17 protein-coding genes are annotated in these 14,651 nt (G+C 25.4%); 2 read left to right on the top strand and 15 right to left on the bottom strand.

Translation table 11 applies throughout. The annotated features are described in order from the left end of the window. The first annotated feature begins 246 nt into the window (after positions 1-246). Positions 247-792: a hypothetical protein gene (locus B3603_RS10335; protein WP_291564252.1), complete on the top strand. Its 546-nt coding sequence runs from the start codon at positions 247-249 to the stop codon at positions 790-792. A 167-nt stretch (positions 793-959) separates the two neighbouring features. On the opposite strand, the gene mtnA is transcribed toward B3603_RS10335, so the two are convergent. The 4 genes from mtnA to B3603_RS10315 form a co-directional block, all read right to left on the bottom strand. Next, on the bottom strand, positions 960-2,003 hold the full coding sequence (gene mtnA / locus B3603_RS10330; RefSeq protein ID WP_396152670.1) for an S-methyl-5-thioribose-1-phosphate isomerase: 1,044 nt from the start codon (positions 2,001-2,003) through the stop codon (positions 960-962). A gap of 843 nt (positions 2,004-2,846) precedes the next feature. Next, entirely contained in the window at positions 2,847-3,680 is an 834-nt protein-coding gene (locus B3603_RS10325) for a hypothetical protein (RefSeq protein WP_291564247.1), read from the bottom strand. Beyond that, complete coding sequence (locus B3603_RS10320; protein ID WP_291564244.1) at positions 3,674-4,375, bottom strand: ABC transporter ATP-binding protein; 702 nt, start codon at positions 4,373-4,375, stop codon at positions 3,674-3,676. Before B3603_RS10320 ends, B3603_RS10325 begins: the two co-directional genes overlap by 7 nt. A gap of 16 nt (positions 4,376-4,391) precedes the next feature. After that, positions 4,392-4,760 (bottom strand): GntR family transcriptional regulator, encoded by a 369-nt coding sequence (locus B3603_RS10315; RefSeq protein WP_291564242.1) that lies wholly within the window; start codon positions 4,758-4,760, stop codon positions 4,392-4,394. 431 nt (positions 4,761-5,191) lie between these two features. Between B3603_RS10315 and B3603_RS10310 the strand changes: the two genes are divergently transcribed. Further along, positions 5,192-5,920 carry a pirin family protein gene (locus B3603_RS10310; RefSeq protein WP_291564239.1) on the top strand — a complete coding sequence of 243 codons (729 nt, stop codon included), beginning with the start codon at positions 5,192-5,194 and terminating at the stop codon, positions 5,918-5,920. A 115-nt stretch (positions 5,921-6,035) separates the two neighbouring features. Here B3603_RS10310 and B3603_RS10305 read toward each other — a convergent pair whose 3' ends face one another. The 11 genes from B3603_RS10305 to B3603_RS10255 form a co-directional block, all read right to left on the bottom strand. Then, complete coding sequence (locus B3603_RS10305; RefSeq protein ID WP_291564236.1) at positions 6,036-6,335, bottom strand: hypothetical protein; 300 nt, start codon at positions 6,333-6,335, stop codon at positions 6,036-6,038. 538 nt (positions 6,336-6,873) lie between these two features. Next, entirely contained in the window at positions 6,874-7,848 is a 975-nt protein-coding gene (locus B3603_RS10300) for a CPBP family intramembrane glutamic endopeptidase (protein ID WP_291564233.1), read from the bottom strand. Positions 7,849-8,347: 499 nt separating this feature from the next. After that, positions 8,348-9,010, bottom strand: coding sequence for an ABC-2 transporter permease (locus B3603_RS10295; protein ID WP_291564230.1), 663 nt, complete (start codon positions 9,008-9,010; stop codon positions 8,348-8,350). Between the two features lie 3 nt (positions 9,011-9,013). Then, a complete protein-coding gene (locus B3603_RS10290) occupies positions 9,014-9,871 on the bottom strand; it encodes an ABC transporter ATP-binding protein (RefSeq protein ID WP_291564227.1) in 858 nt (285 codons plus the stop codon). Between the two features lie 2 nt (positions 9,872-9,873). Further along, on the bottom strand, positions 9,874-10,248 hold the full coding sequence (locus tag B3603_RS10285; RefSeq protein WP_291564225.1) for a GntR family transcriptional regulator: 375 nt from the start codon (positions 10,246-10,248) through the stop codon (positions 9,874-9,876). A 165-nt stretch (positions 10,249-10,413) separates the two neighbouring features. Next, the gene (locus B3603_RS10280) at positions 10,414-11,157 is read right to left on the bottom strand and encodes a hypothetical protein (protein WP_291564222.1); all 744 of its coding nucleotides are present in this window, start codon (positions 11,155-11,157) and stop codon (positions 10,414-10,416) included. 165 nt (positions 11,158-11,322) lie between these two features. Then, positions 11,323-11,439: a DUF1653 domain-containing protein gene (locus B3603_RS10275; RefSeq protein ID WP_291564269.1), complete on the bottom strand. Its 117-nt coding sequence runs from the start codon at positions 11,437-11,439 to the stop codon at positions 11,323-11,325. Between the two features lie 15 nt (positions 11,440-11,454). Next, positions 11,455-11,865 (bottom strand): hypothetical protein, encoded by a 411-nt coding sequence (locus B3603_RS10270; RefSeq protein ID WP_291564219.1) that lies wholly within the window; start codon positions 11,863-11,865, stop codon positions 11,455-11,457. 427 nt (positions 11,866-12,292) lie between these two features. After that, entirely contained in the window at positions 12,293-12,853 is a 561-nt protein-coding gene (locus tag B3603_RS10265) for a GNAT family N-acetyltransferase (protein WP_291564216.1), read from the bottom strand. A gap of 116 nt (positions 12,854-12,969) precedes the next feature. Beyond that, complete coding sequence (locus B3603_RS10260; RefSeq protein ID WP_291564213.1) at positions 12,970-13,776, bottom strand: putative ABC transporter permease; 807 nt, start codon at positions 13,774-13,776, stop codon at positions 12,970-12,972. Positions 13,777-14,008: 232 nt separating this feature from the next. After that, positions 14,009-14,485, bottom strand: coding sequence for a DUF4358 domain-containing protein (locus B3603_RS10255; protein ID WP_291564210.1), 477 nt, complete (start codon positions 14,483-14,485; stop codon positions 14,009-14,011). Positions 14,486-14,651: the final 166 nt, after the last annotated feature.

Raw genomic sequence — 14,651 nt, 5'->3', positions numbered from 1 at the left:
AATGACACTACCTTTCAGCTAATGTAACTGATTATAGTTTGTCATACTTGTTGCCTATCGGCAAGTGCCATTCATCTCCCACTTATAGAAGATGGAATAATCTTACACAATTATGTTAAATACAAGAATATTTCAAAGTTAATATACAATAAAATTTAAAAATATTTCTTTTTTATAAATTTATGGTGACTTTTGTAAAATTATCCATTATAATGTATTTATCTTATATTTTCTTAGAGGTATGTTATGTTTTTTGTGGGAGCTTTATTTATTATTTTATCTATAATAACTTTATTATTAGCAGTATCTAAAGAGAATAAAGCGCTAATAATTACAGCTATAACATTAATATTTATATGCAGTCATATTTCATTATTATATTTTTCAGATAATAAGAACCAATTAAATTCCATTAATAAAGAAGATGTAAATATTTCTATGGGACATTTTCCAATCCCTCAATTAAATAGCTTTGGTTATACTATAACTTCTGTCAAATTTAATTGCAAAGATTTTGAATATCCCATGACAGAAGTACATTATAAAAGTACTGATAATGAACTACAACTTTTTATATCTTCCAAGGATGAAATGGAAAACACTGGTGAAAGGTTAAACTTAAAAGGATTTAAAGAGATATATTTACTTTCAGAAGATATTAATAGTAATAAATCTTATTATACTTTTAATGCAATAAACACTGATGATGAAAATCTTTTATATATTTTTATAAGTAGCAAGAACGATAAAAATCACATATTAAATATAATAGAAAGTTTCGATAATCATTGATAAATATAGATATGAAAAGAAAATTGTAATTAAAAACATTGATTACAATTTTCTTTCACATACTCTTTTATCTTTCCGAAGATTAAAGTCTTAGTAATATTTAATTCTAAGTTCTTAATATATATACTTAATATATTCATCCAATAAAATTTATATTTTTAATTTTATTATTTCATTAGGGCTAAATTAAGTTTTAATATGTTTTCCTTAAATGGTTTAGATATAATCCCCTTTTCTGTAATAATTCCTGTGATGTTTTCATTAGGTGTAACATCAAAGGCTGGATTATAAACTTCAATTCCTTCTGCTAATATTCTTTTACCATCTATATGAGTAATTTCCTCGCTATCCCTTTCTTCTATTTCTATAAACTCTCCATGTTCTGTATTAATATCAATAGTTGAGGTTGGTGCTACAATATAAAATGGAACATTATAAATTTTCGCTATTGCTGATAACATAAAAGTTCCTATTTTATTAGCTGTATCTCCATTTAATGCAATTCGGTCTGCTCCTACTAATATTAAGTCAATTTTTTTATCTCTTATGAGAGTAGCTGCTACAGAATCTGGAATTAGTTTTGATGGAATTTTTTCTTGAACAAGTTCCCATGCAGTAAGCTTTCCTCCTTGAAATCTTGGTCTAGTCTCATCTGCATATACAAAAATATTCTTTCCACTATAATGTGCTTCTCTTATTACTCCTACTGCTGTACCATAAGCAGCAGTAGCTAATGCACCTGCATTACAGTGAGTAAGTATTGTCGCATTTTCTGGTACTATTTTATTTCCATGCTTAGCCATAGTCATGTTAATGTCTATATCTTCCTTTAAAATTGTATGTGCTTCTTTTTCAATAAATTTATAGATTTCTTCTATGGATTTACCTTCATTTCTTTTTATAACCTTTTTCATTCTATTAACTGCCCACATAAGATTTACTGCTGTAGGTCTAGAATTATATATAATCTCACAGGCTTTCTCTAGATTAGCCAAGAAATTATTTTTAGATAATTCAGAAAATTCCTCAGCTGCTAAAAGTATTCCGTAACCAGCTGCTACCCCTATAGCTGGTGCTCCTCTAACTACCATATCTTTAATAGCAAAATCTACATCTTTATAGGTTGTACAAATAAAAATTTCATAACTATTAGGTAATTTTCTTTGATCAATTAAAAATAATTTATTCTCTTTAAATTCAATTGTATTAATATTAGTCATGAAAATTCCCCCTTTAAATTTACTTGAATATACTTTTTAACGTTTTAGTATAATACAAACTTCTTAAGTTAATCTATGGTTATTTTATATAATTAATAACTAAAACTTAAAAATCTATCTTATAAATTATTTACAGAATTCCTATTAATATTTAAACACTTATTATTAATCTAAGGCCCATTTAAAGATTTAAAATATTATAATTAAACTGCAATTAATTATTATATTTTTAATGAGAATAAAAAATTAATATTGATTTTTTCAAAGTATTGAGCTTTTCAATTCTAGCTCAATTTTTTACAGAGCTAAATATTTATAGATTCATAATAAAAACCCACCTATTCATATGATATATTACCTGGAATATTTTTTCAATGTAATGACAATTTACTATATTTAACTAGAATAACACCTATTATTGATATATCAAGAAGGAAGAAACATTCCTCTGTTACCTACTAAGTTTAGAAATATCAAAAATTCTAATTATTATAAAGAGATATTTAAATAAGTCTTTCATTAAAAATAGAATTAAAGTTTCTTTTCAATTTTTCTAAATAACATTCTAAATATCTCCTTACCATTAACCACAATTTAAGTTTAAATATTAATATTAATATTTTTTATAGAAAATTTATTTTTCATATTAAAATTTATTAATGTCTTTGTCCTGTTCTAGAGTTATATTATAAATATCATGATTAATTTCTCTTGAAGTTACAAAGTAACTTCTTATAAAAAAACTAGCAATTGTATTGCTAGTAAAAAATAATAAAAAAAATTATTTTAATTGAAATTAATTTCCAACATAATTGCGAATTATTTTAAGACTTGCTAAACTTCTAACTTTTTATCAATTATATAGCCAGTTGCAAATATAGCTAAAGCTAAAGCTAGTATCTTCACCAGCATCACCATCAAATTTATAGTAACAGCTGCATTACTAACAGTCACACCTGAAGATATTATAGAAGTATTTAAAGATAAAACATCTGTATTAAAAGCGACATTAGCAAATGTTATTTTATTTTCAACAAAATTTATTATAACTTCATATATTTTATCAATGATTAGAAAGAATGCTATTCCAAATATCCAATGTATAGATTTGTTAGCAATTTTCATAGTACATACTGTTATAGATAAAAGTATTCCAACCAAGAATAATGATATTCCAATTAAAATATTTACTAAAAATATTAATCCCATAGGAGTTAATAATAACTTTAATATAGAAATAATCCCATCAAATCCAATAGCTCCACTAGCATCAGTAATAATAAGTATAACAAATATTAAATCTATTAAACCTATAACTACTAAACAAATTGTCCAATAAATCAAATTAGCTAATGGATAATTTATACCTTTCTGAGGAGTTAACATCAAGTTATAGTTCTTCATCATTTTTTCATAAGAATTACAATTTTGAATAAAGAGTATTAACGGAGTAACACTAGTAGCTACCACTCCTAATACTACTATTATATCTATAATTCCTCTAATATTATTCGCACCGACATTAAAACTACTTGAACTCATTTGTACTGAACTTACTAGAGAGTTTAATCTTAAAATAAATAGTATTTGAAATACTAATGTAGTTACTAAAAATATCATCAAGTTTTTAAAATTAGATTTAAATTGGTATTTAACTAATTTTAGCATTCCCCATATACCTCCTTAAATTTATCATGAATAGAAACTTTTTCTTTAAGTCTTATATCTTCAACATTATCATGTAGAATTACATTTCCTTCTTTAATAAATATAACTTCATCAAATATTCTTTCTACATCTCTAATTAAATGAGTTGAAAATAAAATTGTACTTTCCTCATCATAAAAATTTATAATTGCATCTAAAATTTTATCTCTTCCTACAGGATCTACTCCACCTATAGGCTCATCTAATAAATAAAGTTTAGCTTTTCTTGATAAAACTAAGCTTAAATGAAGCTTCTCAGCCATACCTTTGGATAGTGTATTAACTTTTTGCTCAACATTTAAATTCATAAACTCTAACATTTTTAATGCTTTCTCTTCATCAAAATCTTTATAGAAATCTTTATAAAAATTTATGGTATCACTTATTTTCATCCACTTTTCAAAGAAATGTTTATCTGACATAAATGATACAATTTCTTTTGTCTCTATACCTATTTCCTTATCCATAACAGTAATATTTCCTGAATTATATCTTGAAAGTCCAGCGATTAATTTTAATAAAGTAGTTTTACCGCTCCCATTACTTCCTAATAATCCTACAATTTTTCCTTTTCCTATATTTAAAGTAACGTTATTTAATGCAATAGTAGAGGAATATTTCTTAGTTACATTATCAACTTTTAATAAATCTCCCATTATATTCACCTCTAAATTAATTTTCTTTTTTAATTTCTTTTAATACAATTTTTAAAATTTCTTCTTCCTCAAACCCTAAAGACTTCATTCCATTTAAAAAATTAGTAATTATTTCTTTTGACATTTCTTGTTTAACTTCCATAATTTTTTCACTATCCTCCGTTACATATCTTCCCATGCCTCTTTTGGTTATTACTATTCCTTCTCTTTCAAGTTCCTGGAAGGTTCTCTGAATAGTATTGGGATTGATTTGAAGCATTTCTGCAAACTCTCTTACAGAAGGAATTTTATCTCCTTCTTTTATTTCACCCCTAATTATCTGCTTTTTTACTATATTCATTATCTGCAAATATATGGGTATATTGTTATCAAACTCAACTTTCATATGCAACCTCCATATCGTATTAGTGTTCTACTTAAATAGTACACTAATAAAACCCTAAAGTCAATACATAAAAAATATTCTTCTAGATAAGGTTTCTGAAAGAAAATAATAAACCAAAGATGTTGGTTTATTTTAGGTATATGAAATAAAATAGCTAGTTAAAGATGAGCATACAACTAGTTATTTTTTAATATGCCTCAATCAGACAAAGCTTCAAGTTATACTCATACTTTCTATGAACATGTTCTGGCAATGCAATATGGTGAAAAATATTCTAATGTACTGGTATATTTTTTTAAAAGTTGTCTAACATTGATAATGCTGCCTTTTATAAATTAAGAAAAAGATGGCACTAATTTAATTTATAAAAATACAAACAATATAATTGTGACGTTAAATATCAATTTTAAATTTTTAAGGGAGAGTAAAATATGTTTAAGAAAAAGACATTAACTGAAATGGGATCAAGCGATCATTGTTGGCTATCTAGCATACATCATTTTTCATTTGAAGATTATTATAATCCCTTAAATGAGAGCTTTGGTGTACTTAGAGTTCTAAATGATGATATTATTAAACCTCGTAGTGGTTTTCATAATCATCCTCATAAAGATATGGAAATTATATCTTATATTATTAAAGGTGATTTAACTCATGGCGATAGTATGGGAAATAAGAAAACAGTAAAAAAAGATGGTATACAATATATGAGTGCAGGTACAGGGATAATTCATGAGGAACATAACTTAGCTAATAATGATTTAAGAATTATGCAAATATGGATATATCCTAATAAATTAGGATGCAATCCAAACTATGGCGATTATGATTTTAACACAGAAGAAAAGAAGAATAAATGGCTCTATATGGTAAGTAGTAAGAAAGGGTTCGCCCCTGTTAAAATTAATCAAGATGTTAACATATATAGCTTAGAATTAGATATTAACAAAAAAATCGAATTTAAAATAAATAAAAATCGTCAAGGATATTTAGTACAAATAGAAGGAAACTCCATTATAGAAAATATAGTCTTTGAGCCAAGATATAAAAACACTATAGAGCTTAATGAAAAAGAAGCTCTAGAAATATATGAAGAGGAATTTAAAATAAAAGCAACTCAAAACTCTCATTTTATATTAATAGAAATGGAAAAGGCCTAATTTATAAATTTGTGAAATATATTTTTAGGGAATATACAATACAGGCTTTAAATATTAAATTTATTTTCAAATTTAAAAAAGTCGTGATTATAAAACACGACTTTCTTATATTAAATTATTTTTTTAAATTCTCTTTTATTTCTTCTCCTATTAACTCTAGTATTCTATCTAATAATTCCACAATCTCCTCATTATCTTCTGGCTTCACACCTGTTTCTAATATTGTCATAGGTGTAGAACTGCAACATTTTCTTGTAAGAAGTATAACTTTTGTATGAACTTGATGATTTACTATATCTTCGAAGGTTATATCTTCTTTATCTATAGAAGTAATAAGTCCCATTAATCCATTATGTACTTTTACATCTATACCGTTTTTTCTAATTGCTTTTAATTCCGCTTTTACTACTTTCATTTATTTTCCCTCTCCTATTATATATAGATAGACTTTCTCAAAAATTATGGATTTTTTAACTAGCAATACAATTGCTAGTGTTTTATTGTAGGTGCGAACAGTGTTCGCCAGTTNNAGAAATAAATTTAGAACTTCTCTTATAAAAGAGAAGTATCAATAATTCTCCATTGTCAATCGTTAATTCTCAATTGTATAAGGGTTCCCTGAGGTGCAGTATAGCTCGGAACAATACTAATAAATTTAACTAATACTATGGAGAGCCTACAATTGCTAGCGTTTTATTGTAGATGTGAACAGTGTTTGCTAATTCTCTTTAATACGTCTTATAGTTTAATATTTATTCAATAATATATGGCGAACATTTTTCGCCGCTACGGTTAATCAATTCTAAATTTCTCAGTTGCCACTGAGAAATATCCATAATTGTGAACTGTGAATTGTGAGTTCAATAGTTTCAACTATGATACTTAAAAATACTAATTATTTTCACATATATATTAATTTTAGAATTTACATATATATAATGTTTTCTTACTTTTTAATAACTTTTATTTAAATAGGTTGATTTTATTCTTTCCACTTTTTTCTTTTGCAAAAGCAATAAGGTTCCAATTCCTATTAAATATATTATTGTTATTACGAGTCCTCCTTCTGGTCCAAATGCTCCGCCATTTACTATATTATCTGTTTTATTGGTAAAAGTAAAAATACTTCCACCCATATTGCCTCCTCCACTTACTAAAAAACCAAAAACATTTCCTTGAGCCCAATTCCATGCTGAATGTAATGCACATACACCCCATAAGCTATCCTCATACATCGCATAAAAAGCTGCAAATACTCCAAATAATATTAGATTCACAATAGCTAACGGACTAATTCCACTATTTAATAAATGTAAAAGCCCAAATATAGATGAAGATATTAAAACTCCTACAGGAATATTAATTTTTGTTCCTAATATCGGTAAGGCATATCCCCTCATCATTATTTCTTCTGTAGCACCTTGTATTATCCATCCAATAATCATAAATAAAAATCCAAATACCATTGAAATATCATTGAAAATCAAATCTCCCTTTGATACTTCTACTTCTCCTAAGAGCATTAACATTATAGCGGACAGTGCTATCATTAAAAAACCAAATAAAAAACCTCGTATATATTTTTTAAAGGCTCCATCAAGGTGGAAACCCATAGTAACAATAGATCTTCTTTCCACAAACTTAACCCATAAAAAATAAATCAAAGCAGTACTTCCAAAAGATAATATAAGCTGCAATCCCCCACCAAAGCCGCCGCCAATTTTACCAATAAACTCATTAATACTTTCTCCTGGATTATTAATAAGATATATTCTATAAGCTATTCTAATTATTGGTACTGTAATAAAACGAGAAAGGAACATAACGATTATAGGCATAAATATTACTAAAATTGGATTAGTAATCCTTTCTCCTTCCCTAACTCCTTTAAATAATCTTTGTTCTTTTGAATATACTTTTATTCCCATAAAATCCCCCTCTAAATCTTTAAAAAATCAATTGTCTACTATCAATAGTCAATTGATTAAAACACTTTTATGTTTCTTATAAAGTAAATTAAAACATTTTTAATTTTAGTCGTACATCTACATGTTTTAATCTTACATAACTATTCCATATGTTTCAAGTTTTTTCCTTCTAACTCTTCTTTTTTTGTATAAATTTTACACATATTTATCATTAAATGAATTTAGCTATATAAAAAAATATAAATATTCAATATAGAACTTTGTTTTATATTAAACTATTTATAAAATTAAAAAAGTAGAAGTTATTTATCTTCTACTTTTTTGAATGTGACTAAGGCATATGAAATAAAATAGCTAGTTAAAGATGGAACATATATTTTGCGTCAGACAAGGAGACAGGTTTTCATGATAGTCTAGCTATCATGGAGTTCTGACGACGCAGTATGATACAAAATAGATGAACATACTAACTAGTTATTTTTTTGAATATGCCTATTAATTAAAATTCTTTTTTCTTATAAATATTTAAAGATATAACTAAAGATAATAAATATATAAACAAGGCCATACATATAATAAATATTCCAATTTGAGTATCTGATAATGATAATAATTTTGTCCTCATAGATAACATAAAAGGACTATTAAAATTTATATTATCCTTTAAAAATTTTATTATTATAGGACTGATTAAAAATAATATAAATATACCAAAATTAAAATATCTAAGTTTAGCATAACCATATTTAAAGTATAGAGGAAAATTTATTGCCATAAATATCATAATTCCAAATAGGAATCCAACGATATTCTCAACCCTCATGTTGCCTGTCATTTTACTTAAACCTATAGAAGACATTATAAATATTCCACCCATAGTCAATACAATTGCTATTGCAGAAAAAATTATTACAGATAGATATTTTGCATACACTATACTATCTCTAGAAACTGGTAATGAGTTTAATAAAAATTCGCTATTATTTTTATCATCTTGTCCTAAGCCACCCAATAAATACGTATATGAAAGCATCATTGGTATCATAATATATGCGCCATCACCTAATGTGGCAAAGAATAAACTACCTGCTAATGCATATATCAATATAAATTTTATATTAGTTTTTTGTACTACAAAATCTTTAATTACCAAATTCCACATGGTTTAATTCCCCCTTACATTGTAAACCATAATATCATCTATAGTTGGTCTTTCTATAATAACTTTATTTCCAAAGATTTTTTTTGTTTTTTCTTTATTTGAGGTTAATGCTTCAAATCCAAATTTATTTTTTTTAACACCAATAAATTCTTTCTCTATGTCTCTGTCTAAAAGATCATTATCTCCTTTAACTATTCCATAACTTTCAATTATACTGTCCTTTTCCTCTGAAAAAACTATCTTTCCATTATTTATAAAAGTTATATAATCTGCTATTTTCTCTAAATCCGTAGTTATATGAGAAGAAAAAATAAGAGATTTATTTTCATCTTGGATTATATCTCTAAATATATCTAAAATTTCTGCTCTTACTACTGGATCTAACCCTGAAGTAGGCTCATCCATTATAATAAGCTCTGCATTATGAGATAATGCTAATATAATAGAATATTTCATCCTCATACCTTTGGATAATTCTTTAATTTTTTTATCTCTAGGTAGTGAAAATTCATCCATATATTTTTTATAAAGCTTTTCATCCCATCTTTTATAAAAGGGAGCTATTATTTTTTTCATATTTTCACAAGTTAGATCCTCATAAAAGTAGCTATTATCATAAACAAAACCTATTCTTTCCTTAATTGTTTTTTCATCTTTTACAGAATCCAATCCAAAAACCTTAATATATCCACTATCTTTTCTAATCAAATTCATTATAAGCTTTATAGTTGTGCTTTTTCCTGCACCATTAGGACCTATAAAGCCCATAATATATCCTCTATCTAAATTAAAACTCACATTATCAAGTGCAAAATCACTATATTTTTTTGATATATCTTTAATCTCTAAAATTTTTTCCATACTTATTCCTCCTCGTAAACTAAATCTATCATTTCCTTTAACTCAAGAGCTGAAATATTTAGTGCTTTTCCTTCTTGAACTACTTCTGTTATCTTTTCTTCTAGTTCTTTAAGTCTCTTTTCTCTAATGAATTCACTATTTTGTCCAGATACAAAAGTTCCTTTTCCTCCTACTGTTTCAACAAAGCCTTCTTTTTCTAGTTCTTCATAAGCCCTTTTTGTAGTTATCACGCTAATTTGAAGCTCTTTTGCTAAATTTCTTATAGAAGGAAGAACTTCACCTGATTGTAGAACTCCGTTAATTATATGAGCCTTCACTTGGCTTGCTATTTGCTCATAAATCGGCTGGGATGATGAATTAGATATTATTATATTCATAGGTTCCTCCATTATTTAAGAGTATATAAAGTATATACTGTATATATTCACTATACACAGTATATACTTTTTTAATATACACTGTCAATATGTTTTTTATAAAAAATACAATAAAAAAACAGAGTTATTAAACTCTGTTGCAAAATGATTTCTCATAACAAAATATTAAAATTTATATATAATATACATTCCACCTAATAATAAAAGTAATGCAATAAAAATTATAATAAAAATTTTTCCTTTAAACTGTTTATTAGGAGTACGACCATAAAATTTACCATTTTGTCCATTAATCAAACAGTAATAGGTATCATATTTATAAGAATATTTACAAACCCATACTGGAACTAGTACCTCATGACTAGATATTTTAATTATTTCATGTGAATTTATATTATTAAATTTCTTTTTCATCTCTTTAGTATTAATTTTAGCAAGTCCACTATTTATAAACATCTCTAATTTTTTTAGTATTGCACCTCTATAATGTTGAAGGCATTCTTCATAATTTTGAGAAAACCCCTCCTTAGTTCCTTGTTTTTTTTCATATCCACTAATTGACATTCTTGAAAAATCAAAAGGTGCTATTTGATCCATGTCATATCTATGAAGTATTTTAGATGCAAACATAGTATAATCTTTTGTTGTGAATTCTTCATTCTTTGAAATTAAAGTACTAACTCCTCTTCTAAGTCCATGTCTTTTTTGCACTTTTATATTATAATCTGCACTAACATTTAAATCACAAACATAGCAAGGTGCATAATGGGCATTTATCTCCATTAACTTAACATCCTCTTTAAAGCCTAAAGGTGTATTTTTTCTACTATTAACCCATTTATAAAATATTTCTTCTATATTTTTTTCTTCTAATATCTCAAAATCAATGATATATATCTTTTCATCCATATATTTTTACCCCTATAAAATTATCATCTCCCCCAATAATTATCGTTAAAATCTCATATTTCTTTAATGTGCCTTTTTCTTTTTACGATTCCTTATATAAAAAATCCTTCTAGTTAGAACCTAGAAGGATTTATAATTATATTAAATCTGATATTTCTTCCTTTGTCATAAATCTGTATTTTGTCCAGTAGGATTTTCTTTTCCTTCTGGTGCTTCTTCCATAAACATATCATAAGGTCTTACAAAAAGTTTATATTCTCCATATAATGCTCTATAAGTTATTTTTCCTTATCTCCCCTACATAATATCATAAATTATATTAGTGCAGCGAACTTCTCCTTTATTTAAGTTCCAATAAATTCTTACATTAGGATTTCTAACTGAAAATCTCTTTATTAAATTAACTATTTCATATATATGCACCTGTTCAATTTCCCCATTAATTTCTTCAATTTTAGAATATTCAAATTGTCTAGTTTCTATATTTAATATATATATGTGATCATAATTATGAATTTGCTTAACTAAAACTTTTCCATTATTATCTACCAAATACCATGATACTGGAAGATCATCATTTACATACTCTCCTGGAATAGTTTCTATATATATATTTCCACTTTCTAAATTATGTGCGACTCCACATCTATACTGTAATAGGTTCTTATCATATTGATTTTCTACATTACAATCAATCCTTTTTAACACAATACCACGCCTTTTTTTATATTTATAAAATTAATATTCTATATGTTTATATAGGGTTCTACAATGAAAATTCAACTTATACATGATTTTAATTTCCATAAAAAAATTCTTTTCTATGAATACAAATTAAGAATTAAAGATACGAATTATGGCTAAAACCTCAAAGTCGTTGGAGTTTTTTAAAAATAAATTTTATTTTAGAAATTCACCTTTAGTTAATTTTTTCCTAGATTCTTCATTCTTAATTATTAATCCTTAATTTCTAAGAATTTAAACTATTTTTATAGAAAATTTATTTACCACAATATATTTTAAGTTTTTACATTGTATCTATATATATTTTCCCTACTAAAAACTATTTATACAATCATTAAAAAAGAACAAAACTTACTAAAAATTGTCCATTAGTAAGCTTTGTTCTTATATTTTAATATTTAATTTCACTATCCATATTAAATTCATCTTTTAAAATTCCCATAATTATATAATCAGTATACTTACCATTAGTATAAAAAGCTTGTCTTCTTCTTCCTTCTTCTTTAAAACCACATTTTAAATAGCATCTATATGCTCTAATATTGTAATCATGAACAGATAGTTCTAGTTTATTTAAATTCAATCTATTAAAAGCATAATTTTGAAGCAGCTTTATTGCTTCATAACCATAACCTTTACTCAAAAAGTCTGTTCTTCCTATAACTATGCCTATATTTGCTACCCTATTTTTCCAATCTATTTTTAACAAATCTATTTGTCCTATATATTCTTCTGTTTCTTTTAAAGCTATAATAAAATTAGCAGTATTACTAGAAGTATTCTCAAGAATGGAATTTAAATAATTTTCAGTAAAATTTAATGTATGAGGAGACAAAAATATATCTGATAACATATCTATTATCTCATGATCATTTACCCATTTTCTTATACAAGGTAAATCTTCTCTTTTATATTCCCTAAGCATAATATTCTTTCCATATAATCTTGACATAAATAATCCCCCTTAAAAGTAAAGTTATAATTTATATCATAGTTTCTATAAAACTATATATATTCCTTTGTTTATTTTGATAAATTTACAAAAATAAAAGAACCCTAAAAAGAGTTCTAATTATTTTTTTTGTTTTTTATGTATTCAAGTATATCATTAAACTTTCTAGATGTAACATTAGGATAAGCTTTTAAAAGAGATTTATGTTTAAGCTTTAATCTACTCATAACTTTTTCGCTATACTGCTTAAAATTAGTATTTCTAAAATCAAGTTTGGAATTGATTTCTTCTTTTCTCTCTCCTATATTGTCTCTCATATCATTAATATTATCAAATAATCCATTTTTCATCTCTATTAGATTTTCTCTAAATTCATCAGCAATATTATTTAATTCCTTTAATATATTATTAAATTCTATTAAATTGTTAATAGTTAAAGTAAAATCTACTACAAACAGGATTAATATAAATGTATATAATGATTCTGATAAAAATGGAGGTATAGAATAAACTAAAGCTTCTATCCTCGGATGTATTATTCTCATTACAAAAATACTTATAACTCCCCAAAAAAGAGAAAATTTTAAACAAACATATCCTTTTATATTAAATTTCTCATCAGTATAATCCCACCATCTAGCTCCAAATAATTTTTCTAATAAATACCCTGTAACATATTCTATAATACTAGCTAATATAAATCCTCCTAAAAATAAATAAAATGGATTATTCACTACAGGAGTTAGAAACCAAGCCATTAGAGCTCCACAACTTCCGTATATTGGGCATATAGGTCCATGTAAGAAGCCCCTGTTTACAAATTTTCTGCTTGAATATAAATGATATAATACCTCTAAACACCATCCTAAAAAGCTATAAATTATAAAATAAGAAAAAAGATAATAAAAATTAAAACCTTCCATAGATTACCTCCTAATTTCTTCCTAACTAGCTCCGTTGTATTTTAACATATGTGAACCTCTAATTCAATAATAGTAAAAATAATAGGTATATATAATATTATCATACTTAAATAAATTTATTATTAAATTGTTATCTTCTATATTGAAACTTACTTCAAATAATAATTTTTCTTTTATCTTCGCATCGATAAAAGAAAAAGATGGTTACTAAAAATTAGCACCATCTTCCTTATTATTTAAGTTTTGATTCTATTATTTCTTCTATTTGGTCAGCTTCTTTATCTATAATTAATATTACATAATTTCCAATAGCTTTTATTTTTCTATTTTTAACAAGTTCATATTGATCTGGTAAGTAACTTGACCATTGTTTATCTAAATCTTCTCCACGTTTTTCAACTGACTTTTTAATATCTTCAACTTTAGAGCTATCTTTAACTTTTATTATAGCTAATTCATTAGACTTAACATTCATCATTGCGGTTTTAATTTCCGCTTCTGCTACATCTTCTGGATTTATATAATAATTTTTCTCTAAGGTCTCATCTTTAGGCAAATTTACTATATTTAAATCAACTTTTTCTTCTATTGCAGCTATTATATCAGCTACAGGAATATCTTTAATTGCACCTTCATCTCCTTTTTTTACACATCCACCAAAAGTAAACACTATCAATAGCGCTGATATTAAGGTAATTAATCTTTTCATACGTTCTCCTCCTTATAAATAAAATTTAGCCCTCTTAAAAAATAACTAATTAAAAATGCAAAATAGATAATCATACTTACTAGTTATTGTTTTAAATATGTCTTATTTATACATCTAAAACATATACGAAGATAAATTTAATAAAGTTCATTTCTATGATATATTT

This window comes from Clostridium sp. UBA2485 (assembly GCF_002341865.1).
In the GTDB taxonomy this organism is placed as follows: Bacteria; Bacillota; Clostridia; order Clostridiales; family Clostridiaceae; genus Clostridium_J.
Note: the sequence above shows the minus strand (reverse complement) of the source record. Positions and strands in the feature narration are given on the sequence as shown.